This is a genomic window from Methylobacterium sp. (genome assembly GCF_019745455.1).
In the GTDB taxonomy this organism is placed as follows: Bacteria; Pseudomonadota; Alphaproteobacteria; order Rhizobiales; family Beijerinckiaceae; genus Methylobacterium.
The window spans coordinates 15,449-41,048 of record NZ_JAIETD010000049.1 but is presented as its reverse complement, the minus strand read 5'-3'; the positions used below and the strand labels follow the sequence as shown (position 1 = coordinate 41,048).

Sequence of the window (25,600 nt, the reverse complement as noted above, 5' to 3'; positions counted from 1 at the left end):
CGTACCGGCGCCCGTCTCGCGCCGGCAACAGGTCAGGAAATCAGTAGCGGCTCTGACCGCGAATATAGGCGCCGGGATCCGCTTCCTCGCGCTCGCGGCTCGGATTGTTGATCGGATCGCCGTTGGACCGGGCGATCTTGGAAGGCGGCCGGCGGTAATCGGTCGGAGGCTGAGTCAAGACGTCGCGAGTCGGAGCGACGTCGACCGGCTCGGTCTTCTCCGGCCCGCCGGTCATGAAGCTGAACGGGTTGGACCAGAACGAGTCCTTGTTGTCGCCGGGCTTGTAGGTGTTCTCCGTCGGGATCTGCGCCCCGGCGCGGCGGCCGGCCCGCATCTCGTCGATGGAGAGGGTCATGTTGTTGTCGTCCATGCGCCCCTGCGCGCCGCGCACGATCGGTTTCCTCGCCTCGACCGCCGCCCGCTCGCGCTGAACGATCTCGGGGTCCTTCGGCCATTGCGGCGAGGCCTCGACCGAGCGGGGCGGCGGCAGCGCCACGGCCTTGGCGTCGAGCTTGGGCGGCATCACCAGCGGAGCGCGTTCGCGATAGGTGATCGGTGGGCGCTCAGCCTCGACGAGGCCCATGTTCGTGAGGGCATCGCGCAGGAACACACCCTGCTCGGCCTTCGCGGGAGCCGGGAGAGACAGGCCGATCAGGCCGATGCTGAGAAGGAACCTGCGATGCCCGGCCATGTCACCCCACCATCCCGTCCGGTCCGCGCCCCCCGTCATCGGGGGCCGCTCAGTCGCGTTCTCGCGCATTCCTGATCCGGCTTCCACGGCCTGATCCGGGTTTCAGGCGAAGGTATGGCGCCTTGACCGCACCGCACCACCCTGGGGCGGCGATGAATCCGCGCTGTGGTTTATGGATCACACGTTCGGAGGTTTCTCCATCACGCGAGCGGGCTTGAGACTGTCGAGGACGAGGCCGACGACGCCCGCGACGATCGCCGCGTCGGCGACGTTGAAGACGTACCAGGACCAGTCGCCGACATGCAGGTGGATGAAGTCGAAGACGGCACCGTAGGCAGCCCGGTCGATCGCGTTGCCGATCGCCCCACCGGCCACGAGGCCGAGGGCAAGGCCGAGAATCCGCGACCCGGCCCGCTGCATCCAGACGATCAGCGCAGAAGCCGCCACGATGGAAATGCCGACGAGCAGCCAGCGGCCGAAACCACCGTCCTGCTGGAACAGCCCGTAGGAGATGCCCCGGTTCCAGACCACGATGAGGTCGGCATAGGGACCGAGACGCCAGGGCTGGGTCAGGATGAGGTCGGTGCCGAAATAGAGCCAGAGCTTCGAGGCCTGGTCGAAGGCGAGGGTGGCGAGGAGGGCCGCGAGGCCGAGGCGGAAGGGGGTCATGACAGCCAGCGCTCCCAATCCTGCCTGCCGTGTAGAACGCGTACGATCAGGATTCCTGCGTCCTCAAGCGCGTAGACGATGACGTGGACGCCATAGGGATGGAGGCGGACCGGCGGGGTGATTTCCGTGCGCTCATGGGCGAGCCGCGGGTTCTCCGTCAGCATATCGAAGGCCTCGAACAGACCGTTCTGGTACCGTTCGGCTTGGCCGACGCCGAACGTCGCTTCGCCGTGAACATAGATGCCAGCGATGTCGAGGTCCGCCCGATGGGTGGTCCGCCACGTCATGCCCGTCGGGAGGAGGCTGCCATCTCTCTCGACAGCCGGGCGATCTCGTCCCTCGACCGGCCGCTCACGCCGCTCTCGAAGCCCTCGGTCACCAGCTTCTGCAGGTCCGCGATCCGGTCGGCGCGCTCCTGGTCCCGGCGGATCAGGTCGCGCACGTAATCGCTCGCGTTGCTGTACCGGCCGGTGCGGGCGCGGGCTTCGACCCACTCCTTCATCGGGTCGGGCAGGGACACGTTCATGGTCGCCATCGCTGAACCTCTCACGCGGAGCCTGTCAGACGTTGGCAAAGATTGTCAACGATACACGTGTAGGAATGCTCGTGAAACCGTCGGAGTTCTCGTCCGACTCTCCTCCTCCTTGTAGGGAAGGGACCCGCGCCTCACGCGGCGCTTACCCCGCCATGCTGCGCATCCCATTCTCGCAGGGCCTGGGCGTCGCGGGGCGTCACGTCGGGGTAATCCGGATCGGTTCCGACCTCGGGGCTGACCCGCCAGGAGCGGGCACATTTCCGGCCCTCGGCCAGGGCCGGGACCACCGCGACCCCGCGGACGTCTTCGAGGCGGAAGGCCTCGCCGGGCCCCTCCCCCGCCTCGATGCGGATGCCGGAGGTGATGCAGATCTCGGCGAAATCGACGCCGTCCAGCGCCGTGCGCAGGTCGGCATCGGACACATGGACCACGGGCGCCGCTTCCAGGCTCGCGCCGATGCGCTTGGCCGCGCGCTCGATCTCGAGCGCACCGGTGACGACGCGGCGCACCTTGCGGATCTTCTGCCAGCGAGCGGCCAGCGCCTCGTCGCGCCAGGAGGCCGGCGTCTCCGGCAAGGTCTGGAGGTGAACCGAGCCGTCCTCCGACGGGTAGCGGTCGAGCCAGGCCTCCTCCGCCGTGAAGGCAAGCACCGGCGCCAGCCAGATCGTGACCCGACGGAAGGTCTCGTCGATGACCTGCAGGGCGGCGCGGCGCACGGGCGACGAGATCGGATCGCAGTAGAGCGCGTCCTTGCGCACGTCGAAATAGAAGGCCGAGAGATCGCCCGTCATGAAGCCGTTGAGGAGCGCCACGACGCGCTTCGTGTCGAAGGTGCGAAACGCCTCGCGGATCTCGCCGTCGAGCTCGGCGAGTCGATGCAGGATCAGGCGTTCCAACTCGGGGAGTTCACCGTGGGGCACCTCGTGGCCGGGCTCGAAATGCGCGAGCGAACCGAGCATCCAGCGAAGGGAGTTGCGCAGCTTGCGGTAGGTCTCGGCGAAGGTCTTGATGATCTCCGGCCCGATCCTGAGGTCGTCGGTGTAGTCCGAGGCGGCCACCCACAGGCGCAGGATGTCGGCGCCCGAATCCTTGATCACGCTCTGGGGCGCGACGACGTTGCCCTTGGACTTCGACATCTTCAGCCCCTTGGGGTCGAGGACGAAGCCGTGGGTCAGGACGATGTCGTAGGGCGCCCGTCCCCGCGTGCCGGAGGATTCGAGCAGCGAGGACTGGAACCAGCCGCGATGCTGGTCGGAGCCTTCGAGATACATCACCTGGTCGGCGCCGCCGTCGCGCCTGCGCTTCACGCCGGAAAGACCCGGGAACTGGGCCGGATCGTCGAGGACGAAGGCGTGGGTCGAGCCGGAATCGAACCAGACGTCGAGGACGTCCGTCACCTTCTCGTATTCCGCCGGATCGTAGTCAGGCGCGAGGAAGCGGGCGCCGTCGGCATCCGTGAACCAGGCATCCGCCCCTTCGGCCTCGAAGGCCGCGGCGATGCGGGTGTTCACGGCCTCGTCGCGCAGGACTTCGCTGGTGCCGCGCTTCACGAAGACCGTGATCGGCACGCCCCAGGCGCGCTGGCGCGAGACAACCCAATCGGGGCGGTTCGCCACCATGCCGTTGATGCGGTTCTTTCCTTGCGGCGGCACCCACTGGGTGTCGTCGATGGCTTTCAGCGCGACGTCACGGAGAGTCCGGCCGTCGAGGGAAGCGACGGGCTTGTCGAGCGCGATGAACCATTGCGGCGTGTTGCGGAAGATGACGGGCTTCTTCGAGCGCCAGGAATGGGGATAGCTGTGCTTGAGCGTGCCGCGCGCCACCAAGGTGCCGGCCTCCTGAAGGGCCGCGATCACGGCCTTGTTGGCATCGCCCTTCTCGCCCTTGTCGGTGAGCACCCGCTTGCCGGTGAAGCCGGGCGCTTCCTCGGTGAGGGCGCCGTCGGCATCGACCGTGTAGGGGATGCGGGTCTCTATCCCGCGCGCACTCAGGCGACGACTGTACGTCATCCAAATATCAAAATCTTCGCGCCCGTGGCCGGGCGCGGTGTGCACGAACCCGGTGCCGGCCTCGTCGGTGACATGGTCGCCTTCAAGGAGGGGAACCTCGAAGTCGTAGCCACCCCCGAATTGGCCGGCGAGAGGATGAGCTACAGTGAGGACCGCAAGCGCGGCCGTCGAAACGTCCCGAACCCGTGCGAACCCCTCGACGCGGGCCGCGCCGAAAACGCTTGCCGCTAGACTGTCGGCTAGGACGTAGGTGTCACCGACCTTCGCCCAGTTCCCCTCAGCGGAAGCGGTAACCCGGTAGAGCCCGTAAGCGACGCGCTTCGAATAAGCGACCGCACGGTTGCCCGGCATGGTCCAAGGCGTGGTGGTCCAGATAACGACCCTTGAAGCCTTCAAGTCCCGCCGTAGATCATCGACCTCTGCGAAGTAATCCGCAGAGGTCTCCGTTGGAGGGCCACCCACAATCTCCTTAAGGCCTTTCACTTTCGCGACCGGAAATGCCGCGAAGATCGTGTCGGAGACATGGTCCTCGTACTCGACCTCGGCCTCGGCGAGCGCGGTCTTCTCGACCACCGACCACATCACCGGCTTCGAGCCGCGATAGAGCTGGCCGGTCATCGCGAAGGTCATGAGCTCGCGCGCGATGGTCGCCTCGGCCGGGAAGCTCATCGTCGCGTAGGGGTGGTCCCAGTCGCCGGTGACGCCGAGGCGCTTGAACTCCTCGCGCTGCACGTCGAGCCAATGGCCGGCGAAGGTTCGGCATTCCTGGCGGAACTCGATGACCGGCACCTCGTCCTTGTTGCGGCCCTTGGCGCGGTACTGCTCCTCGATCTTCCACTCGATGGGCAGGCCGTGGCAGTCCCAGCCGGGCACGTAGTTGGCGTCGAACCCGAGGGCGCCCTGGGAGCGGACGATGACGTCCTTGAGGATCTTGTTGAGCGCCGTGCCGATATGGATGTTGCCGTTGGCGTAGGGCGGCCCGTCATGGAGCACGAATTTCGGGGCGCCCGCCGCCTTCGCCCGGATCTGTCCGTAGAGTCCGGTGGCGGCCCATCGCTCCAGCAACAGCGGCTCGCGCGTCGGCAGGCCGGCCCTCATCGGGAACTCGGTCTTTGGCAGGAACAGGGTCTGCGAGTAGTCGCGGGCGGGGCTGGAATCGGTCATGGGACTGTCTGGGATCTTCTGGCGCAGAGGTGAAGCGGGCTCTCGTTCACGCGTCCCCGGCATCCGACGGGCCGCACTCGCGGATCCTCAGGCGGAGGCCGGGCTTGTAATTCGTGACGGGCGGCCTGGCCCGCGCGGATCACCATCAGCGCACATGAGGCGACCTCTAGCAGTGCCGGCGAGGCGAGGCCAGCGCGGCGCGGAGCAGTCCGTCCTCGCCCCGAGAGCGAGCCATGGGACTTTTTACAAGCTCGACCGTTGTCGCCCTACCCCGTGGCCGCCTTCCGCCCGGAGACGGACACGGGACGCCACCTTTCGGAGGACACACGATGAAACACATCCTTCTCGGCCTCGGCCTGGCCCTCTCCACCCTCACCTTCGTCGAGGCCGCCCAGGCACAGGGCCTGCCTGGCGGCGTCCGACGCGGCGCGGCCGAGGGCGACCGGGTTGCCGGTCCGATCGGCGGCATCGTCGGCGGTGCCGTCGGCGGCGCAGTCGGAACGGTGAACGGCGCCCTCGGAATCGATCCGGGCCGGCGCGCCTACCGCACCAACATGAAGTCGCGCCGCCACTATCGTCACCGCCGCCACCGCTGAGACTCGCGTTCCTGCGCGAGCAGGTAGAGGCCCGAGGCGACCACGATGGCGGCGCCCGCGAGCGTCCATCGGTTCGGCACGTCGTCGAACACGACGTAGCCGAGCAGCACCGACCACAGGAGCTGCGTGTAGAGGAAGGGCGCCAGCACGTTCGCCGGCGCCCGCGCATGGGCCAGTACCAGGAGCCAATGCCCCATCGTGCCGAACAGGCCGACGGCGAACAGGAGCGCCCATAGCCCGAAGCTGGCGGGCGCGGTCCAGATCCAGGGCTGCAGCGGCGTCATCACAGCGAGGCCCGCGAGGCCCGAATAGAACATCGTCGTGGCCGAGGAATCGATGCCCGCGAGCTTGCGCGTCGTCAGGATGTACAGCGCGTAGCACAGCATGTTGCCGATGCTGAGGAGCACCGCCGGCTGGAACGTCCCGGCACCCGGCCGCACGATGACGAGCACACCGAGGAATCCGACGGCGATGGCCACGAGACGCCGCGGCGACGACCATTCGCCGAGCAGCGGCCCGGCGAGCAACGCGACCGCGAGCGGTGCGGTGAACTGGATCGACAGGGTCTCGACGAGCTGCAAGTGGCGCAAGGCGAGGAAGTTTAGCGCCGTGGAGCCGAACAGGAGCAGCGAGCGCACAACCTGGAGCCAGGGCCGCCGCGTCCGCAGGACGCCCGGCGTCGTCACCGGATTGACGAAGGCCGACACCATCGCGACACTGATCGCGTAGCGCATGAAGGTCGTCAGCAGCGGGTCGACGCCCGAAAGCGCCAGGGTCTTGGCCGAGGCGTCGAGACAGGCGAAGAAGCCCAGCGTGCCGCACATCAGCGCGATGCCGGTGAGGCGCCGGTTCGATCGGGCCGATGCTTCCGATCCGGTCACCGCGATCCTCTCTGCAACTGCGAGGGTCCCGCTATAGGCGAGGCAACGTCAAGGCGGCACCTGCCCGCGAAGCAAGCCGGCCCTGCGTCCGGCAATGCCCGACAACGGCAATTCGCGCGGGTTCGCTCCTCGTCAGGATAATGTATTCGCGCGTTCCCAAGTCGCTGCTCAAGGAATTGTGCAATTTTTCTATTTCGAATCGAACCGGAATCTTGGCTCCTGGGCAAGAGCTACGGATTTTCTTCAGTGTCTGTCCATCAATTTCAGGTTTCATGATGGGAGGGTCCGTGTCCGGCCCGCTCATCACGTGATCGGTCCATCATGCCCTATTGGGTTCCCATCACCGCATTGTTCGGGCTGTGCTGCATGATGATCATCCCGGCCCCAGGCTGGGAGGGCGTGGCGATCGGTGCCATCTGCGTGCTGGTGATCCTCGTCAGCGCGATCACGATGCTCCTCGACCGGGCCGCCTCGCGCATCCTGGTCACGATGAGCCGCGCCAGAAAGAGGCGCTTAGCCAAGAACGCCGTACATAGAGGCTCCGGCATCGCCAAAAAGGTTGGGTAGGCAGACTGACGCCTCGATGCCCGCGGCTCGATCGTCCCCGGGCCGCGTCGGTGATGGGCGAAGCAAGGCGATGAATCAGGCCGTCTTCGTGGAACGCCCCGACAGGAGCAATACGACCGTGCCGAGCGCCATGCAGACGAGGGTGCCGGCCAGCACGCCGATCTTGGTCTCGGCTTCGAGCTCGGGCGATCCCGCGAAGGCGAGGAGCCCGATGAACAGGCTCATGGTGAAGCCGATGCCGCAGAGCAGCGACACCCCGTAGATCTGCCCCCAATTGGCGTGAGAGGGTTTTTGCGCGAACCCGAGCTTGACCGTCGCCACCACGAGGCCGAACACGCCGATCTGCTTACCGAGGAACAGGCCCAGCGCCACGCCGAGCGTCACCGGATCGAGCAGCATCTTGCCCGTGACGCCGGAGAGTGGCACGCCCGCATTGGCGAAGCCGAAGATCGGCAGGACCAGGAAGGCCGACCAGGGGTGCAGCCCATGTTCGAGCTTGTGCAAGGGTGAGGTGACGTCCTCCGGGCGGCCGGGGCTCGTGCGCAGCGGAATGGTCATGGCGAGCAGCACGCCCGCGACTGTGGCATGCACGCCCGACTTCAGAACGAAGAACCACAGAACCACGCCCAGCGCGAGGTAGACCGGCAGACTCGTCACGCCGGCCCGGTTCAGGCCGATCAGCAAGGCCATGACGAGTGCCGCGCCGCCCAGCATGCCGAGGGAGACCTCGGCCGTGTAGAAGGCGGCGATGATCAGGACAGCGCCCAGGTCGTCGACGATGGCGAGGGCGGTCAGAAAGATCTTGAGCGAGACCGGCACCCGCGAGCCGAGGAGCGCCAGCACGCCGAGCGCGAAGGCGATGTCGGTTGCGGCCGGAATGGCCCAGCCGCGCAAGGTATCGGGCGAGGACCAGTTGACCGCGACGTAGACGAGGGCGGGCCCTGCCATGCCGCCGAGGGCCGCCACGCCGGGCAGGATGCGGTCGGGCCAGGTGCGCAGCCGGCCGTCGAGAACCTCGCGCTTGATCTCCAGCCCCACGAGCAGGAAGAACACCGCCATCAGGGCATCGTTGACCCAATGCAGGATGCTCAGGCCCCCGACATAGGTCTGCAGCACGGCGAAGTAACCGGGGGCGAGGGGCGAGTTGGCCACGATCAGCGCCAGGGCGGCACTGGCCATCAGCACGAGGCCGCCGCTCGCCTCGTTGTGGAGCAGGCTGCGCAGGGCGGAACGGGGGCGTAACGCTAGGGACACGTGCACAGGTCTCCGCCGCTGGCGGCCCGACCAGCGTTGAGACCTGCCGATCCGATCATCGGATCGCACACCCGGGCCGGCCTATCGCACCGATCATCCTCACCTGCAATCCGTCTTCAACACGTCAGCCATTGATCGCGAAATACCGCTTCGCTGATCGCGGGCGAGCGATGCCCGGGTATTCGCGGGTGGAGAAAATCGATCCGTTGGATCGAGTAGCCCGCCAAATCCGCGCTCGTCAGATCCGCCGGGCGGCAGCACCTTCGATGAGGATGCGTATCACCCCGCAGGATTCGCAGCACCGGTCGGTCAAACCCGAAGGTCTGCCGCCGGGTTTCCCCGGCGGCGCGATGTTGACCCCAACCGGACAGGGATCAGGCCGTGGTTTCCGGCGCGGTCGTCCTGCCGGCAGATCTCCGAGCGAGGAGGAAGCCGAGCCCAAGCACCAAGATCGCTCCAGCCGCCGCCGCCACGTAGTGGGCGGTATCGGCATAGGCGGCCACACGCTCGGCGACGAACGGGTCCGTCACGATCATCTCGCCCGAGATCCAGCCCAGAAGCGCCGCGCCGGCCCAAATCACGAAGGGGAAACGCTTGATCAGCGTCGTGATGAGGGAGGCGCCGGCAATGATGAGCGGGATTGAGAGAAGCAGGCCGAAGATGAAGAGCTCCGGGTGCCCCTTCGAGGCTGCGGCAATGGCAACGACATTGTCGAGGCTCATGACGGCGTCCGCCACCGCGATGGTCCCGACCGCCTTCCAGAGCGTGTCGCTTTCGCTGATCTTGTGCTCCGCTTCATCCTCGCCCTGCACGAGCTTGACCGCGATCCAGAGCAGGAGGACGCCGCCGATGATGCGCAGGAAGGGTACGGCGAGAAGATAGGAGACGACCAGGGCGAAGATGATGCGCAGCCCGACCGCGGTGCCGGCACCGAGAAGGATGCCTATGCGACGCTGATGCTCCGGCAGCGAACGGCAGGCGAGCGCGATCACAACGGCATTGTCGCCAGACAGCAGGAGGTCGATCCAGATGATCTGCAGAACCGATAGCCAGAACTGACTGCTCGAGAAGTCCATGATTCAACTCTTCACGTTTCGTCGGGATGGAGGGAGTACGGGCCTCGATTCGAGTGACCGATGTATCGGATCGGACCATCGGGCAGAAGCGTCCGGTGTCGAAATGGCGCTGGTCGGACGTATGCCTAGGTGGAAAACCTATACGACCTTTTGCGGTCGTGCGCGCTTTTCCATCGACCCGCGTGTTCGGACAGCGGATGAGGAGCGCCGCCCTTGCTCCGGCCTGCCGGCGTGGATCAGGCCGCATCTGCTCCTTGGCGGCCGGGCAGATCGCCAAGGGACGATCGGGGCGTGAATCAACAAAAGCCTGAAGGTGGACGGGGAACGGCACCTCCGGTGGTCACGCGCGGCCCACTGGCCTCGCCGCGTTCCGAAACGGGTTCGTCATCCGGTCCGAGCGTTCGATGCGGCCGCGACAGGCTGGCGAGCAGCCGCACCCACGGACGGCCTCATCCGTCGAACCTGAGCGGGCGCCCTATCGAGGGCTGACCGTCAGAACGGCCGCTTGCCCTGATCGGCCGTCAAAGGCACCACGAGAGCGTCGGGCTCGTCCTCTCCGTCGATCTCGGCATCGGCCTCGCGGTCGATCTCGTGGCCTTCGATCCCGGAGATTTCCGCCAGATTCCCGGCGGCGCGGCGCAGGAGCTTGCGCAGGCGGCGGCGCTCCTTGTTGTCGAAGCCGTCGAGCAGCTCCGCCTCGACGTCGTCCCAGATCCGCTCGATCGCCGCGGCCTTGGCGAGGCCGACCTCGGTGAGGCGCACGCGCACGACCCGCCCGTCGCCGGCCTCGGCCCGACGCTCCACGAAGCCGAGGGCGGCGAGGCGCGAGATCGTTTTCGAGGCTGTCGGTGGGCGAACCCTCAAGGTCGCGGCGAGATCGCCCATGGTCATGGTTCCGGCCATGGCGAGAGCCTGTACGACCTGTTCCTGGCCGGCAAAGAGGTCGAGGGCGGCCAAGCGGTCGCCGATCCGAGACCGGTGCAGGCGGGCGGCCTGGACCAGGGCCCATCCGACGCTCTTGGAGCCCGGCGTCCGCAGACGCTTTCCGGCCTTGCTCATGCCGGCCGCCTCGACCGATGATTGCTCCTCAGCCGTCGCCATGACACGCCTCCCTCTCGGACCCGCCTTCCGGAGGGGCGGCCCATCACCGGTGGCGTGTGCCGCTCGCGCATGAAGCTGAGATGACACCGGCCGCGGTTAAGGACTTCAATCCCCACGGAAATCGGCATCAGAGGTTGGAATCGGGCGACATGTCGCGCCGGCTCATCATGTGAAGGCTTTGCCGGCTCTCGTCCGGGTTGGCGAAGGGCCGTCTCGCTCATGGCACCTCTCCGGGCCGCGTGGGCTTTTACAGCATGCTCGGGAGGATGCGGTCCGGCGGGCGGTGGCCGTCCATGAATGTCTTGATGTTGATGATGACCTTCTCGCCCATATCCGTGCGGCTCTCGTGCGTGGCCGAACCCATATGCGGCAGCAGCACGACCTTGCCGGAGCGGGCGAGCTTGACGAGACGCGGGCTCACCGCAGGCTCCTGCTCGAACACGTCGAGCCCCGCCGCCGAGATGTCGCCGGACTCGATGAGGCGTGCGAGCGCCGTCTCGTCGATGATCTCACCGCGCGCGGTGTTCACCACGATCGCCTCGGGCTTCATGAGCTTGAGGCGGCGGGCCGAGAGCAGGTGGTAGGTGGCCGGCGTGTGGGGGCAGTTGACCGAGACGATGTCGACCCGGGCCAGCATCTGGTCGAGGGACTCCCAGTAGGTCGCGTCGAGATCGCGCTCGATCGCCGAGGGCACGCGGCGGCGGTTATGGTAGTGAATCTGCAGGCCGAAGGCCTTGGCGCGGCGGGCGAGCGCCTGGCCGATCCGTCCCATCCCGACGATGCCGAGCCGCTTGCCCGTAATCCGGCGGCCGAGCATCCAGGTCGGCGACCAGCCGGCGTCCCAGGCGTCGTCGGGAATGATGCGGGCGCCCTCGGTCACCCGGCGGGCGACGGCAAGGATCAGCGCCATGGTCATGTCGGCGGTGTCCTCGGTAAGGACGCCCGGAGTGTTGGTGACGGTGATGCCGCGTTCCAGCGCGACACCGACGTCGATATGGTCGACGCCGTTTCCGAAATTGGCGATCAGCCGCAGGTTCGGCCCGGCCTGGGCGAGGAGACCGGTATCGATCTCGTCCGTGACGGTGGGGACCAGCACGTCGGCCTCGCGCATGGCGGCGGCAAGGGCATCCTGGCCGAGGGGCGTGTCGTCGGGGTTGAGGCGGCAATCGAAGAGCTCGCGCATGCGCGCCTCCACGGCGTCCGGCAGGCGCCGCGTGACCACCACGAGCGGCTTGCGCTTCAACGACGGCATGCTTCCTCCCTGCGGGCTTCAGGTCCGGCGTCCATCACCCGGCCGGTGGTGACGACGGCCCTCACGCTCTGTTAACCACGCGGCGGCAGAACAAGTCACGACGGCCCGGTGGCCGCGCGGACCTGCGCCGCGCTGCATACGATCCGGCCGGCCGTGGCCTTCTCTAACAGAGCGAGGCTCGAACACAATGCGCGCCAGAGTGCCCCGGATGCCGAAGCGGAGCTTCGGGCGGGGCGACACACGCGCACCGGAACAGGAGAGGGACGATGCGCGCCACCGCTCTACATTGTGCAGTCATCCTGGCAGGCTTCGTCTGGAGTTTCGCGAGCCCTGTCGCACAGGCTGCGCCAGCATCGGTGCCGGCGGGGCAGCCAGCCATGGGCGTCGGCCCTGTCACCAAGCTGCCGCTGCCGCGCTACGCCAGCCTAAAGACCGACCGCGTCAATCTGAGGGAAGGCCCCTCCAAGGACCACCGCACGCTCTGGGTGTTCCAGCGCGCCGGGCTGCCGATCGAGATCGTCGCGGAATTCGAAACCTGGCGCCGTATCCGGGACTCGGAAGGCACCGAAGGCTGGGTCCTGCACTCGCTTCTGTCGGGCCGGCGCACCTCCATCGTCACGGCAGGCAAGACCGGCGACAAGGCGGCGGCCGTGCCGCTCCGTGCCAAGGCCGACGACGCCTCTGCGGAAGAGGCGCGGCTCCAGGCCGGCGTCATCGGCAGCGTCAAATCCTGCACCGGCTCATGGTGTCGGGTCGTCGTGGCGCTGCCGCAGAAGGGCGGCGACGTCGACGGCTACATCCGTCAGGACCGGCTCTGGGGGGTGTACCCTAACGAGCGGGTGGAGTGAGACCGGCCGGCCTTCGCCTCCCGGAGAAGAAAAAGGCCCGGATCACCGGGCTTCTTCATCCGACAATCCGAAGACGCGTCAGGCCTTGTTGCGCGAGGCGGCGCGACGCCGCAGTCGGACGATCACCTCGACGCCGGCGATCTCCATGCCTTCCGGAGCGTCGGGAAGCGAATCGACGGTGATGCCGCAATCGGGCATATCGAGCACCTGCCCCTCCTCCTCGAGGAAGAAGTGGTGGTGCTCGCTCGGGTTGGTATCGAAATACGCCTTCGATCCGTCGAGCGCGAGTTGGCGCAGGAGGCCAGCCTCGGTGAACTGATGCAGGGTGTTGTAGACCGTGGCCAGCGATACCGGCACCTTGGCGCGCATCGCCTCATCGTAGAGCATTTCCGCCGTCAGATGGCGATCGCCGCGGCCGAACAGAAGCCACCCGAGGGAGAGGCGCTGACGAGTCGGTCGCAGGCCGGCGCGGCGCAAGCGGTCACGCAGATCGGAAAGCGGGCAACCGCGACGACCGGGAGCGTTGGCCGCCTCGCCAGCCGGAACGGTGGCACGCGCGTTCAACGCGGCCTGCAACGACATCAGGTTCGACATGAGGGTTCGGAACGCTCGCGACTGAACGGACAATAGCGCGATAAGTTATACGGGAGCGGCCGGGTCGCCGCAACCCGATGCCCGCTTTGATGGCGCAGGGAGCCTGTGCTAACGAGGCGCCGCCGTGGCCGGCTGCCGCCGTCCCACACTCGCACCACCGGCAAAGAGCCGAGGACCAGCCCGCTTTCATGTCTTCCGATCACGATCAGACTGCATCGCAGACCTCCGACGCGCCTCAGCGCGCCTCCAGCTATTCCTATGAGGAGCTGCTGGCCTGCGGACGCGGCGAGCTGTTCGGGGCCGGGAACGCGCAGCTCCCGATGCCGCCGATGCTGATGTTCGACCGCATCGTCTCGATCGGTGCGGAGGGCGGGCTCCACGGCAAGGGCCACGTCCTCGCCGAGTTCGACGTGCGGCCCGACCTCTGGTTTTTCGGCTGCCACTTCAAGAACGATCCCGTCATGCCGGGCTGCCTCGGCCTCGACGCGCTCTGGCAGCTCGTCGGCTTCCATCTCGGCTGGCTTGGTGCGCCTGGGCGCGGCCGGGCCCTCGGCGTCGGCGAGGTCAAGTTCACCGACCAGGTGCTGCCGAGCGTCTCCAAAGTGGTCTACGGCATCGACGTCAGGCGCGTGCGCCAGGGCAAGCTGGTGCTGGGCATTGCCGACGGCTGGCTCGAGGCCGATGGGCGACGGATCTACGAGGCCAAGGACCTGCGCGTCGCCCTGTTCCAGGCGTAAGGCCTGGCCCTGGCAGAAGCCGTGACCGGTTGAGATTGCCGCGGGCACGCCTTACCTGAATGTCCTTAACTGAATAATCCGGCCGTCTCTCCGGAGACCACCGGCGGAGAGAAGCGTTCCCATGCGCCGTGTCGTGATTACCGGGATGGGCATCGTCTCATCCATCGGCAACAACACCGACGAGGTCCTCGATTCCCTGCGCGAGGCACGTTCCGGTATCGGCCGGGCCGAGTCTTATGCCGAGCTCGGCTTCCGCAGCCAGGTCGAAGGCCGGCCGAGCCTTGATCCGGAGGCAGTCGTCGACCGCCGCGCGATGCGCTTCCACGGAGGTGGCACGGCCTGGAACCACGTCGCAATGGACCAGGCGATCACGGATTCCGGCCTCGAACTGAGCGATATCTCGAACGACCGGACCGGCATCATCATGGGCTCGGGCGGTCCCTCGACCCGGGTCATCGTCGAATCGGCCGCCATCACTCGCGAGAAGGGCCCCAAACGCGTCGGCCCCTTCGCGGTGCCGAAGGCTATGTCCTCGACCGCCTCGGCGACACTGGCCACCTGGTTCAAGATCAAGGGCGTGAACTACTCGATCGCCTCGGCCTGTGCGACTTCGAATCACTGCATCGGCAACGCCGCCGAGATCATCCAGGCCGGCCGCCAGGACATCATCTTCGCCGGCGGCTGCGAGGATCTCGACTGGACACTCTCGGTCCTTTTCGACGCCATGGGCGCGATGTCCTCGAAGTACAACGCTACGCCGGCCCGGGCGTCCCGCGCCTACGACGCCAACCGTGACGGCTTCGTCATCGCGGGCGGCGCCGGCGTGCTGGTGCTCGAAGAACTGGAGCACGCCAGGGCCCGCGGCGCGAAGATTTATGGCGAGATCGCCGGATACGGCGCTACCTCGGACGGACACGACATGGTCGCCCCGTCCGGCGAAGGCGCGGTCCGGTGCATGCGCCAGGCGATCTCGGGCCTGAAGGGCGCGAAGATCGACTACATCAACCCGCATGCCACGGCGACACCGGTCGGCGACGAGAAGGAAATCGAGGCCATCCGCGAGGTGTTCGGCCGCGGCGACGATTGTCCGCCGATCTCGGCGACAAAGTCGCTGACCGGCCATTCCCTCGGCGCTACCGGCGTGCAGGAGGCAATCTACTCCCTCCTGATGATGCAAAACGGCTTCATCTGCGAAAGCGCCCATATCGACGATCTCGATCCGGTCTTCGCCGACATGCCGATCCTGCGTCAGAGACGGGATGGAGCCAAGCTCGGCCACGTCCTGTCGAACTCCTTCGGATTTGGCGGGACCAATGCGACCTTGGTGCTCAAGCACGTTGATGCATGAGAGCCGGGTCGATGAGGTGGCAGCCGCGCGATAGCGCTGATGAGTGCTCGGTCATTCGGGGGTGAATTTTGCTGCCATTCCCGTTTCTGGGTGGAAAAGTTTGCTACGTTACCGCTCCGTAGGAAGCTGACGTAGCAATTTTATTTTTTGGCATCCCTTTTCGTGGGTCGGACGTTGATGCGTCAGACCCCGCCAGGCCTCATGGGTTAGGCGGATCAACGGATCGGGAGATTCCATCCATGAACATCAAGACCCTTCTCGCGGCCTCGGCGATCGCCCTCAGCCTTCCCCTCGCCGCCCAGGCCCAAGGTCTCGTCCGCGGCGCCGAGCGTGGCGCCCAGGAAGGTGCGGATGCGGCTGGGCCTGTGGGCGCGATCGTCGGCGGGGCCGTCGGCGCCGCTACCGGAACGGTAGGCGGCATTCTCGGAGTCGACGACCGTCCCCGCTTCCGCCAGTACGTCGCCCGCGAGCGTCGCAGCTCGTTTGATTACAGCGGCGATGTCCGAGTCGGTACCGTGCTGCCGAGCTCCGGCGTGACCTACTACGACGTTCCTGCCGAGTACGGCGCCCGCGGCACCCGCTACACGGTCATCAATGATCGGCCGGTCCTCGTCGACCGCAGCTCGCGAATCGTCGAAGTGATCGACTAATTTTGATGCCCTCTTGAGGGCAGAGGTTCTGCAAGTGCCCCCGGCGAGCATTCGCCGGGGGCACTTTTTTATTGTTCTTGATACCCGAGAAAAACGATCTTCGTTGCCGGCGCGGACTGCAACGACTTGAAGTCGCGAGTGTTATGATACGTTGACGAGGGGAGACCCGACCCGTGATTGACGACTCGAACGACTTCATCGCTGGCCCCGCCACATCAGACGAGCCGACAGAGGGTGCTTCGGCGACTCTGCCAGAGCCCGTGCGAGACCACCTCGGACAGCAGCTGCGCGCGGTATTCACGGCAGATGATGGTGTCCCGAACTATCTCGGCGAGCCGGTTGTACCCGAGGTGTTCGAACCTCAGATCGAGCGTCTCGAGGTTCGCCTGAAGACCCATGAGGAGGGGACCGACGCGGTGGCGCAAGCACTCGACGACATTCTCGGCGATCTTGCCGGTCCACAAACTCGGACCACGCCCCAGCACTGATCCTGGTACGGCATCGACGAGATCACCACGTTTCGCCTTTCGGCCCGGGCCGGATCACGAGCCGCGCTACATCTTCGGCCGCATCGCGAGAATGTCGCGGATTTCGCCCAGCAGCTTCACGTCTGCGGGCACTTCGGCAACAGTGGGGGGCTTGGCCTCTTCCTTCACTTGAAGCCTGTTCATCGCGCGAATGACGAGGAACAAGACGAAGGCAACGATCATGAAGTTGATTGCCACCGTAATGAACTGTCCGTAGCCGATCACCGCCCCTTGCTTCTTCGCATCCACATAGGCGGCGCCCTGCTGAACGCTCGACGAAAGCGAGATGTAATAGTTCGAGAAATCGAGGCCGCCCGTCACCGCGCCGATGATCGGCATGAAGACGTCCTGCACCGCTGACGTGACGATGGCGCCGAAGGCTGCGCCGATGATGACGCCGACCGCGAGGTCGACCACGTTGCCGCGCAGCGCGAACTTTTTGAATTCCTCTATCATGGCCGGCTCCCCAGGAGTGGCGCCGAACCGGCGCACTCGCTCTACCGGCGTGGAACAGCAAGCCTTGCGTGCCAAGCCTTTTTATTCGCTTGTCCACGGAGGGACGGCGCGTTCCCGGCGTCACGGAGCATCGCGATGATGGCATGGGATGCGGCTGCCTATCTGCATTTCGCGGGCGAGCGCACCCGCCCGGCAGCGGACCTGCTCACACGGGTTCCCCTGGACGACGCGAGGCGAGTGGTCGATCTCGGCTGCGGTCCCGGCAACAGCACCGCGCTCCTGCGGGCCCGTTATCCCGACGCCGAAATCGTCGGAATCGATTCGTCGTCCGACATGCTGGCCCAGGCCCGCGAGGCGGTCCCCTCCGCGGCCTTCGTCGAGGTCGACATCGCGACCTGGAAGCCGGATGCGGCGCCGGATCTCATCTTCGCCAACGCCGTCCTGCAATGGCTTCCGGCACACGAGCACCTGCTCACTCGCCTGATGAACTTCCTGGCGCCTGGCGGTTGCCTCGCGGTGCAGATGCCCGACAACCTCGACGAACCCTCGCACCGGCTCATGCGCTCGGTCGCCGCCGCTGGGCCATGGGCCAGAAGGATCGACGATGCTGCGGCCGTCCGAACTCGCATCGCCGCGCCCGAGATCTACTACGACTGGCTCTGCGCAGCCGGCGGCGAGGTCGATGCCTGGACCACGATCTATCGGCATCCCCTCGCCGATGCCCGCGCCATTGTCGCTTGGCTCAAGGCGACCGGCCTGCTGCCGTTCCTCGCTCCCCTCGACGCCGAGGCGCGGGCGGGGTTCCTCGCTGCCTACGAGGGAGAGATCGCCCGGGCCTATCCGACGCGATCGGACGGGCGAGTGCTGCTTTCCTTCCCGCGCCTGTTCCTGGTGGCGCGGCGCAGGCCCTGATCCGGATTCAGACGGCCGGACTGGGAGTGGGTTCGGCCGACTCCTGCTTGAGGCGACGGCGGTACTGGATCGCCCCGATGGGCAGGGTCAGGAGATAGCCGGTACTGAGGGCGACCATCGCCTCGAACGGGAAGCTGATGAAGAGGCCAAAAGCCGCCACCACCACGAGGAAGATCGGCAGCACCCAGTCCCGCGGCACGCGCTTGCCCATGGTTTTTCCCGAGAATGTGGGCACCGTGGAGACCACGAGGAGCGCGATGCAGAGCACGTAGCCGAGCACGACCGGGGCCGCCCAAGCCCCGAGCGAGAGGCCGAGGAAATGAAGGTAGAGCGGCAGCATCGCCGTCATGGCGCCGGCCGGAGCCGGGACGCCGACGAAGTAGTCCTTCTTCCATTCCGGCCGGTTCGGGTCGTCCAGCATGGCGTTGAACCGCGCCAGCCTCAGCGCCATCGCGATGGCGAAGATCAAGGCCACGATCCAGCCGACCGAGCGCAGGTGGAACAGCGAGAAGCCGTAGAGGATCAGTGCCGGAGCACAGCCGAAATTGACGAAATCGGCCAGGGAGTCGAGCTCGGCGCCGAAGCGGGACGTGCCCTTGAGCATGCGCGCGACACGGCCGTCGATGCCGTCGAGCACGGCCGCCGCCAGGATCGCGATGACGGCCGGCTCGAACTTGCCCTCGAAGGCGAGCCTAATCGCGGTCAGCCCGAGGCAGAGCGCCATCAGGGTGATCATGTTAGGTGCGATCATCCGGAACGGCACCGGCTTGAACCGCCGGGGCTTGGGCTCGTCGGCGTCGGGCGCGAAGGGTGGGAACAGGTCGTCCATGGTGCCCTCCTCAGATCCGGCGGAACTGGCGCTCGGGGCCGCCCCCGAGATCGGCGAGGACGGTCTCGCCGGCCACCGCCTTCTGGCCGAGCCCGACGAGGACGCGGGTTCCCTCGGGAAGGTAGACGTCGACGCGCGATCCGAACCGGATAAGCCCGAAACGCTCGCCGACGCTCAGGCGGTCGCCGGCATTGACGAAGCCGACGATGCGGCGCGCCACGAGGCCGGCGATCTGGACGACGCCGATGCGCAACGCGGCGCCGCGATGAGTGGTCTCGATGACGAGGCCGTTGCGCTCGTTGTCCTCGCTCGCCTTGTCGAGCTCGGCGTTGAGGAACAGGCCCGGCGTATAGTGGATCTGCCCGATCAGTCCCGTCACCGGCACCCGGTTCACGTGGCAGTCGAACACGTTCATGAACACCGAGACCCGTGTCATCGGGACCTGCGGCAGGTCGAGCTCGGGCGGCGGCAGCGTCGTGACGATGAGGTTCACCCGCCCGTCCGCCGGCGACACCACGAGGCCGTCGGCCACCGGGGTGATCCGCTCGGGATCGCGGAAAAAGTAGCAGACCCACAGGGTCAGGATCAGGAAGATCCAGCCGAGGGACTGCGCGAAGTAGCCGCCGATCACCGTCAGCACGATGCCGATCAGGATGAAGGGATAGCCCTCCTTGTGGATCGGCACGAGCACACGGCGAATCGACTCGAAGAGATCGGTCATGGGTCTTTATCGACTTCTGGTTGGACGGCAGCCCTTCACGACGGCCCCTAAGCGTGGCGCCGCTATAAGGCAACGGGCGCGCGGCGTCATACGGTTTCGGGGGCGTCACCCATCGCCGCACCCCTCACTCGGCGGGAACCGCTTCCGGTACGGCGATCCGGTCGCTTCGAACGGGAGCCGGCACGGCCTTGGCCTCCGCCCGCTTCAGGATCTCCATCGCCGCGTCGGCCTCGCGCTGGCGGTTCCACATCGAGGCGTAGACGCCGCCCTCGTCGAGCAACCTGTCATGGCTGCCGCGCTCGACGATCACGCCCTGGTCGAGCACGATGATCTCGTCGGCGTTGATCACCGTCGAGAGCCGGTGCGCGATCACGAGGGTGGTGCGGCCCTTCGAGACCATGTCGAGCGCGTCCTGGATCTCGCGCTCGGTGAACGAGTCGAGGGCGGACGTCGCCTCGTCGAGGACGAGGATCGGCGGGCCTTTCAGGATGGTGCGGGCGATGGCGACGCGCTGCTTCTCGCCGCCCGAGAGCTTGAGCCCGCGCTCGCCCACCGGCGTATCGTAGCCCTCCGGCAGCCCCGAGACGAAGCGGTCGATCTGGGCGAGGGAGGCGGCCTCGCGCACCTCGTCGGGCGTGGCGTCCCACTGGCCGTAGCGGATGTTGTAGCCGATCGTGTCGTTGAACAGCACCGTGTCCCTGCGGGACCATGCCGATCGCTGCCCGCAGGCTCGCCTGCTGAACCCCCGCGATGTCCTGCCCGTCGATGAGAATGCGGCCGCCCTGCGGCTCGTAGAACCGGAAAAGCAGGCGTGACAGCGTCGACTTGCCCGCCCCGGAAGGCCCGACGATGGCGACGGTCCGCCCCGCCGGCACCTCGAAGCTGACGCCGCGCAGGATCGGGCGTTCGGGATTGTAGGCGAAATGCACGTCCTCGAAACGGACCACGCCCTGGGTGATCCGAAGTGGCGTCGCCCCCTGCCGGTCGGCGATCTCCGGGTTGCGGTGCAGGATCTGGAACATGTCGTCGATGTCGATGAGCGCCTGTTTGATCTCGCGGTAGATCATGCCCATGAAGTTGAGCGGCATCGAGAGCTGGATCAACATGGTGTTGACGAGCACGAATCCGCCGAGCGTCGTGCGCCCGGCGAGGATGTCGCGTGCGGCGAGCCACATCACGATCGTCATGCCGATCGTGAAGATCACAGCCTGCCCGGCATTGAGAACGGCGAGCGACACGTAGGTCTGCGTCGAGGCCTTCTCGTACTTCGCCATGGAGGCGTCGTAGCGCTCGGCCTCGCGGCGCTCGGCGCCGAAATACTTCACCGTCTCGAAGTTGAGGAGCGAATCCACCGCCTTAGTGTTGGCGTCGGTATCCGAGTTGTTCATGCGGCGGCGGATCTCGATGCGCCACTGCGTCGCCTTCCAGGTGAAGGCGAGATAGGCCGCCACCATCACGAACACGACCACCGAGTAGAGCCAGTCGAACTCGTAGGCGAGGACGCCGATGACGAGGAGGAACTCGACGATGGTCGGCACCAGGGTGAGCACCATCAGGCGCGAGAGCTCTTCGATGCCGCCGCGTCCGCGCTCGAGCACGCGGGTGAGACCGCCGGTCTTGCGCTCGAGGTGGAAGCGCAAGGAGAGGCGGTGCATGTGCTCGAAGGTCTGGAGCGCGAGACGGCGCACCGCATGCATCGCGACCTTGGCGAACAATCCGTCGCGCACTTGGGTCAGGCCCGCCATGAGGATGCGCGAGAGGCCGTAGAGGCCGATCATCAGCATCGGCAGGGCGAAGATCCCGGTCGGGACCTCGGCTGGGGCCGATCCGTTCTGGGCACCCGTCAGGGCGACGATGGCATCGGTCGCCCATTTGAAGGTGAAGGGCGTCACCATGGTCACGACCTTGGCGACCATCAGGAGACCGAAGGCGAGGAAGACGCGTCGCTGCAGGTCCGGCCGGCCATGGGGCCAGAGATAGGGCCAGAGGCGGCGATAGGTGGTCAGAAGGCCGGGACGCGCGGGCGGCGCGTCGCCGCCGCTCGCCGCTGGCGCGGGTTCGGTGGTCATGGAGGGGGCTCTCGGGGGCGGGTTTCCGGTGCATATAGGCCGGCGCGCGAGCGACACCAAACGCACGGCCGGCAAAACCCGGAGCGAGATGGCAGGTCGCCTCTAGCCCCGCTTCTCCGCCGCCTTGCCCTCGCCCGGCACGACGAAGATCTGGCCCGGATAGATCAGGTCGGGATTACGGATCTGGCCCTGGTTCGCGTCGAAGATCACGGTGTAACGGGTGCCTCGGCCATAGATGCGCCGGCTGATCTGCCAGAGGCTGTCGCCGCGGATGATCTTCGCCGTTCCGATCTCGGGGATGAACACCGTGCTGGCGGGTGCTTCCGCAGGTGCGGACCTGGCGGAGGGCGTGTTTCCGGGCCGAGGCTCTATCGGCGTCACCGCCGCCTGACGCTCCTCGTTGAGCGGCGATACGGAAGGTGTCGCGGTGTCCGGGCCCGGCGTCCCGGTCGCGGGCCCCGCCTCACGACTTGACGGAACGGATGGGGGAGCCTGAGCCGGCTCCCCGGCGACGGCGGGCATGTCGGACAATGGGTTCGGTTCAACGGTTCGGGCCGCCCTATCCCTTGCGGGGAGAGCCGCAACCGGGCTCGGCGCCTTGGCCGCGAGCGGCGGCACCGCGAAGGCGACCTCCGAGCGGGTCTTGACCTTGCCAGAGACTGGATCGACCTCGTCGATCCGCACCCGGTATTCGCCCGGCGTCACGCCCTTGCCGATGGCGAAGGCGAGCCGACCGTCCGCACCGGCGCTGCCGGGGGCGACGAGGGTATCGTTGAGATAGAGCCGCACGGTGGCGCCGGGCGTGGCCTGTCCGGTCACGTAGAGGCGACCGCCCTCCTCGGCGTCGACGCTGACGACCTTGACGGGGGGCGCCGCCGCCCGGTTCCCCTCCGCTGCGCCAGGCGGCTTGGGGTTGGCCTGCACCTTCGGGCGCTCCGCCGGCACCGCGGGTGCGCCGGGTTTGGGAGCCGCCGTCGCCTCCTTGACCGGAGCAGCTGCCGCCGGCTCGGGCTGCGAGAGCACCACCGTCGGCTTGTCGGGAGCGCTCATGGCGATCAGCGGCTTGGCATCGCGGTTGCGTGACACCACGATGGCGACGCTCTCCTTCGAGCGGCGGACCTGCCCGTCGGACGCGGTGATGCGCAGGGTGATCTCACTGTTTCCCGATGGCAGCGCAGGCGGCACGATGGCGAACTGGCCGGACGGGTCGATCAGCGCACGGGCAATCGGCTCGCCGTCGCGCAACATCTCGACGGTGGTATTGGGCGCACCGCGCCCGGCGATGACGGTCTCGCCGTTCGGCTCGACGCGAATGATGTCGAAGGTCGGCGCCTTCGCGTCCTCGGACGAGGGAACGGGCGGAATCGGAGTTTTCGCGGCATTCGCCGCCGGCGAGGCCGGCGCCGGGATCTGCTCCCCGGCGAGGTCGGGCTTTCCCGGCGCCTCCTTGCCGGTTGTCTCCCGGGCGGCTTCCTCGCCGGCTTTGATGCCTGCGGCATCGGGCTTGCCGGTGGGGCTCTCCGGAATCGCAGCGACCGGAGCAGGGCTTCCACCAGCCGTGAACTGCCGCTTCACTAACTCGCCACCCCCGAACAATGCGAGGACGAGCCCGAACCCGGCCATCAACCCCACACCGGCGAGGACGAGGCTCCGCCGTAACTCCGCCGTCATGGGGCTTCACTCCGAACGCGCGACATCGTGGCGGAGGGTCCGCCAAAGTCTAAGGACGAGTGTCGACAAACCGTCGAACGTTGGTGACATAATAGCGAACATGACCGGAACACCAAACCATCTGGGGGATTATCGCCCTCGCTCTGCCGCGAACTCGGTATTCTGGCCCTTGGACGCGCACTTCGGTCCGACGCCTGATCCAGGCGTGGGGCAATCGGCGTTCAGGCAGGTCGGAGCGGGCGCATGGCGGTGATCAAGACGGTCTGCGTCTATTGCGGCTCGGGCTTCGGCGCGGATCCGGCCTTCACGGAAGCGGCGGAGGCACTCGGGCGAGCCCTTGCCGAGGCCGGGATCGGCCTCGTCTATGGCGGCGGCAATGTCGGCCTGATGGGGACTGTGGCCCGCGCCGTGCTCGAACATGGCGGCCACGTGGTCGGTATCATCCCGGACTTCCTCAAATCCCGCGAGCGCATGCTCGACGAGATCCAGGAGACCATCGTGGTCTCCGACATGCACACCCGCAAGCGGTTGATGTTCGAGCGCTCGGATGCGTTCATTGCCTTGCCCGGCGGCATCGGCACCCTGGAGGAACTCGTCGAGCAGATGACCTGGGCCCAGCTCGGCCGCCACAAGAAGCCGATCGTTCTGGTCTCGGTGGCGGATTTCTGGAGGCCGCTCCTCATCCTCCTCGATCACATGCGCGACCAGGGCTTCATCCGCGACGGGCTGGAACTCAACTACCTCGTCGCCGAGGACCCGGCCGGGGCGGTGGCGATGCTGCGGGATTCCGGGGTGGAACCGGAGCCCGAGGCGGAAGCGAACGTCGCGCGCCGGTTCTGATCGACCAGCAAGATCCAACGGTTCAAGCCGCGCAGGGTGTCGAGGATGCCGGCGGCCGCGAGGCGGATGAGCGGTGCCGCATCGGCGACGATGATGGGATGGCGGTCGGCGGGAGCGATCATGTCGCCACCGTCCAGGTGGTAGTGCCGTCCTTGTCGTCCTTCACCGCAACGCCCATTCCGGCCAGTTCGCCGCGAATGCGGTCCGATGCGGCCCAGTCCTTCGCTCGCCTTGCCGCCAGACGCTCTTCGATCAGGGCCTCGACGGCGGCCACGTCGAGACCCGAGGCCGCGACGGTAGCGGCCTCTCGGTCAGAGCGCGTGCGAGCGAGGAATCCCATGAGGTTCGCCCCGGTCCGCAGCGTCGCCGGATCGTCGAGCCGATGGATCTCTGCGAGAGCGGCGGCGGTGTTGAGGTCGTCGAGCAGAGGTTCCAGCACGGCTGCCGGCACTGCAAGCGCGGGAGCCGCGTCACCGGCGGTCGCGTACCAGCGATCGAGCATCCGTGACGCCTCCTCCAGCCCGCGCAACGTCCAGTCGATCGGCTGACGGTAATGCGTCTTGAGCATCGCGAGGCGGACCACCTCGCCGGGCCAGTCCTTCAGCACCTCGCGCAGGGTGATGAAGTTGCCCAGCGATTTCGACATCTTCTGCCCCTCGACCTGCAGGAAGCCGTTATGGAGCCAGACATTGGCCATCACGGGCGTCCCGAAGCAGCAGCGCGACTGGGCTACCTCGTTCTCGTGGTGGGGGAAGATAAGGTCGATGCCGCCGGCATGAATGTCGAAGGTTTCGCCGAGGTGCTTCCACGACATCGCCGAGCATTCGATGTGCCAGCCCGGTCGGCCCTGCACGGCGATGCCGCCGGGCGAGGGCCAGGCCGGCTCGCCGGGCTTGGAGGGCTTCCACAGCACGAAATCGAGGCAGGAGCGCTTGTAGGCGGCGACCTCGACGCGGGCACCCGCCTCCATCTCGTCGAGGGGCCGCTTCGAGAGCGCCCCGTAATCGCTCATGCTCGGCACGTCGAACAGGACATGGTCGTCGGCGACGTAGGCATGGCCCGAGGCGACGAGGCGTTCCACGATCGCGACCATCTCGGCGATGTGGTCGGTGGCCCGCGGCTCGACGAAGCGGGGGCGCTCGCCGGTGACGTTCACGTCCTCGGGCATCAGCACGCCGAGCTTGCGCAGGTCGTCGTGGAAGGCCGCGAGCGTCCCGTCGGTGAGTTCGCGGATGGTGATGCCGCGCTCGGCGGCGCGCGCGTTGATCTTGTCGTCGACGTCGGTGACGTTGCGGGCATAGGTGACGTGCGCCTCGCCATGGAGGTGGCGCAGCAGGCGGAACAGCAGGTCGAAGACGATGATCGGCCGCGCATTGCCGATATGGGCGGCATCGTAGACGGTCGGGCCGCAGGCATAGATCCGCACGTTCTTCGGCTGGATCGGCGTGAAGGCGGCCTTCTCGCGGGTCAGCGTGTTGTAGAGCCGCAACATCAAATCCATGAAACCGTCTCTCGCCTTTCACCGCGCCGCGCATGGCCAGCCGCTGTTGCGGGAAGGCGACGGCGGCGGCGCGGCTTCCGGGCTAACGCAAAAGGGCGATCA

General features: G+C 67.0%; 25 protein-coding genes and 1 pseudogene. 9 read left to right on the top strand and 17 right to left on the bottom strand.

Annotated features, from left to right (window positions below; genetic code table 11):
- Positions 1-40 precede the first annotated feature (40 nt).
- The 5 genes from K2Y56_RS11905 to ileS all read right to left on the bottom strand — a co-directional run bounded on the left by K2Y56_RS11905 (position 41) and on the right by ileS (position 5,068).
- Positions 41-691 carry a hypothetical protein gene (locus K2Y56_RS11905; protein WP_292507626.1) on the bottom strand — a complete coding sequence of 217 codons (651 nt, stop codon included), beginning with the start codon at positions 689-691 and terminating at the stop codon, positions 41-43.
- A gap of 177 nt (positions 692-868) precedes the next feature.
- Positions 869-1,360 (bottom strand): signal peptidase II, encoded by a 492-nt coding sequence (gene lspA / locus K2Y56_RS11900; protein ID WP_292507597.1) that lies wholly within the window; start codon positions 1,358-1,360, stop codon positions 869-871.
- The gene (locus K2Y56_RS11895) at positions 1,357-1,647 is read right to left on the bottom strand and encodes a type II toxin-antitoxin system RelE/ParE family toxin (protein WP_292507596.1); all 291 of its coding nucleotides are present in this window, start codon (positions 1,645-1,647) and stop codon (positions 1,357-1,359) included. The genes lspA and K2Y56_RS11895 overlap by 4 nt, the downstream gene beginning before the upstream one ends.
- Positions 1,644-1,895, bottom strand: a complete 252-nt coding sequence (locus tag K2Y56_RS11890; RefSeq protein ID WP_292507595.1) for a type II toxin-antitoxin system ParD family antitoxin — start codon at positions 1,893-1,895, stop codon at positions 1,644-1,646. Before K2Y56_RS11890 ends, K2Y56_RS11895 begins: the two co-directional genes overlap by 4 nt.
- Before the next feature lie 131 nt (positions 1,896-2,026).
- Positions 2,027-5,068 carry an isoleucine--tRNA ligase gene (gene ileS / locus K2Y56_RS11885; protein ID WP_292507594.1) on the bottom strand — a complete coding sequence of 1,014 codons (3,042 nt, stop codon included), beginning with the start codon at positions 5,066-5,068 and terminating at the stop codon, positions 2,027-2,029.
- 329 nt (positions 5,069-5,397) lie between these two features.
- Between ileS and K2Y56_RS11880 the strand changes: the two genes are divergently transcribed.
- The gene (locus K2Y56_RS11880; protein ID WP_292507593.1) at positions 5,398-5,664 is read left to right on the top strand and encodes a hypothetical protein; all 267 of its coding nucleotides are present in this window, start codon (positions 5,398-5,400) and stop codon (positions 5,662-5,664) included.
- Here K2Y56_RS11880 and K2Y56_RS11875 read toward each other — a convergent pair.
- Positions 5,646-6,488 carry a DMT family transporter gene (locus K2Y56_RS11875; RefSeq protein WP_292507625.1) on the bottom strand — a complete coding sequence of 281 codons (843 nt, stop codon included), beginning with the start codon at positions 6,486-6,488 and terminating at the stop codon, positions 5,646-5,648. The genes K2Y56_RS11880 and K2Y56_RS11875 overlap by 19 nt on opposite strands.
- Positions 6,489-6,866: 378 nt before the next feature.
- Between K2Y56_RS11875 and K2Y56_RS11870 the strand changes: the two genes are divergently transcribed.
- Positions 6,867-7,112, top strand: coding sequence for a hypothetical protein (locus K2Y56_RS11870; protein WP_292507592.1), 246 nt, complete (start codon positions 6,867-6,869; stop codon positions 7,110-7,112).
- Positions 7,113-7,187: 75 nt separating this feature from the next.
- On the opposite strand, the gene nhaA is transcribed toward K2Y56_RS11870, so the two are convergent.
- From nhaA to K2Y56_RS11850, 4 genes are all read right to left on the bottom strand, one after another.
- Positions 7,188-8,366 (bottom strand): Na+/H+ antiporter NhaA, encoded by a 1,179-nt coding sequence (gene nhaA / locus K2Y56_RS11865; protein WP_292507591.1) that lies wholly within the window; start codon positions 8,364-8,366, stop codon positions 7,188-7,190.
- A gap of 374 nt (positions 8,367-8,740) precedes the next feature.
- Positions 8,741-9,442, bottom strand: a complete 702-nt coding sequence (locus K2Y56_RS11860; RefSeq protein ID WP_292507590.1) for a TerC family protein — start codon at positions 9,440-9,442, stop codon at positions 8,741-8,743.
- A gap of 492 nt (positions 9,443-9,934) precedes the next feature.
- Positions 9,935-10,543, bottom strand: coding sequence for a MarR family winged helix-turn-helix transcriptional regulator (locus K2Y56_RS11855; RefSeq protein WP_292507589.1), 609 nt, complete (start codon positions 10,541-10,543; stop codon positions 9,935-9,937).
- 247 nt (positions 10,544-10,790) lie between these two features.
- Complete coding sequence (locus K2Y56_RS11850; protein WP_292507588.1) at positions 10,791-11,795, bottom strand: D-glycerate dehydrogenase; 1,005 nt, start codon at positions 11,793-11,795, stop codon at positions 10,791-10,793.
- A gap of 266 nt (positions 11,796-12,061) precedes the next feature.
- Between K2Y56_RS11850 and K2Y56_RS11845 the strand changes: the two genes are divergently transcribed.
- On the top strand, positions 12,062-12,643 hold the full coding sequence (locus K2Y56_RS11845; RefSeq protein ID WP_292507587.1) for an SH3 domain-containing protein: 582 nt from the start codon (positions 12,062-12,064) through the stop codon (positions 12,641-12,643).
- Between the two features lie 78 nt (positions 12,644-12,721).
- Here the strand turns inward: K2Y56_RS11845 and irr are convergent, their stop codons facing one another.
- Positions 12,722-13,237, bottom strand: a complete 516-nt coding sequence (irr, locus tag K2Y56_RS11840) for a Fur family transcriptional regulator Irr (RefSeq protein WP_292507586.1) — start codon at positions 13,235-13,237, stop codon at positions 12,722-12,724.
- A gap of 188 nt (positions 13,238-13,425) precedes the next feature.
- Here irr and fabA point away from each other — a divergent pair, with 188 nt between their 5' ends.
- The 4 genes from fabA (at position 13,426) to K2Y56_RS11820 (ending at position 16,460) form a co-directional block, all read left to right on the top strand.
- Complete coding sequence (gene fabA / locus K2Y56_RS11835) at positions 13,426-13,974, top strand: 3-hydroxyacyl-[acyl-carrier-protein] dehydratase FabA (RefSeq protein ID WP_292507585.1); 549 nt, start codon at positions 13,426-13,428, stop codon at positions 13,972-13,974.
- A gap of 121 nt (positions 13,975-14,095) precedes the next feature.
- Positions 14,096-15,322, top strand: coding sequence for a beta-ketoacyl-ACP synthase I (gene fabB, locus K2Y56_RS11830; RefSeq protein WP_292507584.1), 1,227 nt, complete (start codon positions 14,096-14,098; stop codon positions 15,320-15,322).
- Between the two features lie 239 nt (positions 15,323-15,561).
- Positions 15,562-15,972, top strand: coding sequence for a DUF1236 domain-containing protein (locus K2Y56_RS11825; protein ID WP_292507583.1), 411 nt, complete (start codon positions 15,562-15,564; stop codon positions 15,970-15,972).
- A gap of 197 nt (positions 15,973-16,169) precedes the next feature.
- Positions 16,170-16,460, top strand: coding sequence for a hypothetical protein (locus K2Y56_RS11820; RefSeq protein WP_292507624.1), 291 nt, complete (start codon positions 16,170-16,172; stop codon positions 16,458-16,460).
- 66 nt (positions 16,461-16,526) lie between these two features.
- Here the strand turns inward: K2Y56_RS11820 and mscL are convergent, their stop codons facing one another.
- Positions 16,527-16,955, bottom strand: a complete 429-nt coding sequence (gene mscL, locus K2Y56_RS11815; protein ID WP_292507623.1) for a large conductance mechanosensitive channel protein MscL — start codon at positions 16,953-16,955, stop codon at positions 16,527-16,529.
- A gap of 135 nt (positions 16,956-17,090) precedes the next feature.
- On the opposite strand from mscL, the gene tam reads away from it, so the two are divergent.
- Positions 17,091-17,867, top strand: a complete 777-nt coding sequence (tam, locus tag K2Y56_RS11810; protein WP_292507582.1) for a trans-aconitate 2-methyltransferase — start codon at positions 17,091-17,093, stop codon at positions 17,865-17,867.
- A gap of 7 nt (positions 17,868-17,874) precedes the next feature.
- On the opposite strand, the gene K2Y56_RS11805 is transcribed toward tam, so the two are convergent.
- From K2Y56_RS11805 to K2Y56_RS11790, 4 genes and pseudogenes are all read right to left on the bottom strand, one after another.
- Positions 17,875-18,696, bottom strand: coding sequence for a phosphatidylcholine/phosphatidylserine synthase (locus K2Y56_RS11805; RefSeq protein WP_292507581.1), 822 nt, complete (start codon positions 18,694-18,696; stop codon positions 17,875-17,877).
- A 10-nt stretch (positions 18,697-18,706) separates the two neighbouring features.
- Positions 18,707-19,417 (bottom strand): phosphatidylserine decarboxylase, encoded by a 711-nt coding sequence (locus tag K2Y56_RS11800; protein WP_292507580.1) that lies wholly within the window; start codon positions 19,415-19,417, stop codon positions 18,707-18,709.
- Positions 19,418-19,541: 124 nt separating this feature from the next.
- Positions 19,542-21,486, bottom strand: a pseudogene (locus K2Y56_RS11795) (ABC transporter ATP-binding protein/permease).
- 102 nt (positions 21,487-21,588) lie between these two features.
- Positions 21,589-23,157, bottom strand: a complete 1,569-nt coding sequence (locus tag K2Y56_RS11790) for a LysM peptidoglycan-binding domain-containing protein (RefSeq protein ID WP_292507579.1) — start codon at positions 23,155-23,157, stop codon at positions 21,589-21,591.
- 243 nt (positions 23,158-23,400) lie between these two features.
- Here K2Y56_RS11790 and K2Y56_RS11785 point away from each other — a divergent pair, with 243 nt between their 5' ends.
- Positions 23,401-23,997: a TIGR00730 family Rossman fold protein gene (locus K2Y56_RS11785; RefSeq protein WP_292507578.1), complete on the top strand. Its 597-nt coding sequence runs from the start codon at positions 23,401-23,403 to the stop codon at positions 23,995-23,997.
- A 118-nt stretch (positions 23,998-24,115) separates the two neighbouring features.
- On the opposite strand, the gene cysS is transcribed toward K2Y56_RS11785, so the two are convergent.
- Positions 24,116-25,498 (bottom strand): cysteine--tRNA ligase, encoded by a 1,383-nt coding sequence (cysS, locus tag K2Y56_RS11780; protein ID WP_292507577.1) that lies wholly within the window; start codon positions 25,496-25,498, stop codon positions 24,116-24,118.
- Positions 25,499-25,600: the final 102 nt, after the last annotated feature.

Excerpts from the sequence above, each read along its gene's own strand:
- K2Y56_RS11800 (WP_292507580.1), bottom strand. The coding sequence starts at position 19,417 with ATGACCGATCTCTTCGAGTCGATTCGCCGTGTGCTCGTGCCGATCCAC.
- cysS (WP_292507577.1), bottom strand. The coding sequence starts at position 25,498 with ATGGATTTGATGTTGCGGCTCTACAACACGCTGACCCGCGAGAAGGCC.
- K2Y56_RS11890 (WP_292507595.1), bottom strand. The coding sequence starts at position 1,895 with ATGGCGACCATGAACGTGTCCCTGCCCGACCCGATGAAGGAGTGGGTC.
- mscL (WP_292507623.1), bottom strand. The coding sequence starts at position 16,955 with ATGATAGAGGAATTCAAAAAGTTCGCGCTGCGCGGCAACGTGGTCGAC.
- K2Y56_RS11880 (WP_292507593.1), top strand. The coding sequence starts at position 5,398 with ATGAAACACATCCTTCTCGGCCTCGGCCTGGCCCTCTCCACCCTCACC.
- irr (WP_292507586.1), bottom strand. The coding sequence starts at position 13,237 with ATGTCGAACCTGATGTCGTTGCAGGCCGCGTTGAACGCGCGTGCCACC.
- K2Y56_RS11895 (WP_292507596.1), bottom strand. The coding sequence starts at position 1,647 with ATGACGTGGCGGACCACCCATCGGGCGGACCTCGACATCGCTGGCATC.
- tam (WP_292507582.1), top strand. The coding sequence starts at position 17,091 with ATGATGGCATGGGATGCGGCTGCCTATCTGCATTTCGCGGGCGAGCGC.
- K2Y56_RS11855 (WP_292507589.1), bottom strand. The coding sequence starts at position 10,543 with ATGGCGACGGCTGAGGAGCAATCATCGGTCGAGGCGGCCGGCATGAGC.
- K2Y56_RS11805 (WP_292507581.1), bottom strand. The coding sequence starts at position 18,696 with ATGGACGACCTGTTCCCACCCTTCGCGCCCGACGCCGACGAGCCCAAG.
- K2Y56_RS11785 (WP_292507578.1), top strand. The coding sequence starts at position 23,401 with ATGGCGGTGATCAAGACGGTCTGCGTCTATTGCGGCTCGGGCTTCGGC.
- K2Y56_RS11875 (WP_292507625.1), bottom strand. The coding sequence starts at position 6,488 with ATGTGCGGCACGCTGGGCTTCTTCGCCTGTCTCGACGCCTCGGCCAAG.
- K2Y56_RS11860 (WP_292507590.1), bottom strand. The coding sequence starts at position 9,442 with ATGGACTTCTCGAGCAGTCAGTTCTGGCTATCGGTTCTGCAGATCATC.
- K2Y56_RS11825 (WP_292507583.1), top strand. The coding sequence starts at position 15,562 with ATGAACATCAAGACCCTTCTCGCGGCCTCGGCGATCGCCCTCAGCCTT.
- fabB (WP_292507584.1), top strand. The coding sequence starts at position 14,096 with ATGCGCCGTGTCGTGATTACCGGGATGGGCATCGTCTCATCCATCGGC.
- ileS (WP_292507594.1), bottom strand. The coding sequence starts at position 5,068 with ATGACCGATTCCAGCCCCGCCCGCGACTACTCGCAGACCCTGTTCCTG.
- K2Y56_RS11845 (WP_292507587.1), top strand. The coding sequence starts at position 12,062 with ATGCGCGCCACCGCTCTACATTGTGCAGTCATCCTGGCAGGCTTCGTC.
- lspA (WP_292507597.1), bottom strand. The coding sequence starts at position 1,360 with ATGACCCCCTTCCGCCTCGGCCTCGCGGCCCTCCTCGCCACCCTCGCC.
- K2Y56_RS11850 (WP_292507588.1), bottom strand. The coding sequence starts at position 11,795 with ATGCCGTCGTTGAAGCGCAAGCCGCTCGTGGTGGTCACGCGGCGCCTG.
- K2Y56_RS11790 (WP_292507579.1), bottom strand. The coding sequence starts at position 23,157 with ATGACGGCGGAGTTACGGCGGAGCCTCGTCCTCGCCGGTGTGGGGTTG.
- fabA (WP_292507585.1), top strand. The coding sequence starts at position 13,426 with ATGTCTTCCGATCACGATCAGACTGCATCGCAGACCTCCGACGCGCCT.
- K2Y56_RS11870 (WP_292507592.1), top strand. The coding sequence starts at position 6,867 with ATGCCCTATTGGGTTCCCATCACCGCATTGTTCGGGCTGTGCTGCATG.
- K2Y56_RS11905 (WP_292507626.1), bottom strand. The coding sequence starts at position 691 with ATGGCCGGGCATCGCAGGTTCCTTCTCAGCATCGGCCTGATCGGCCTG.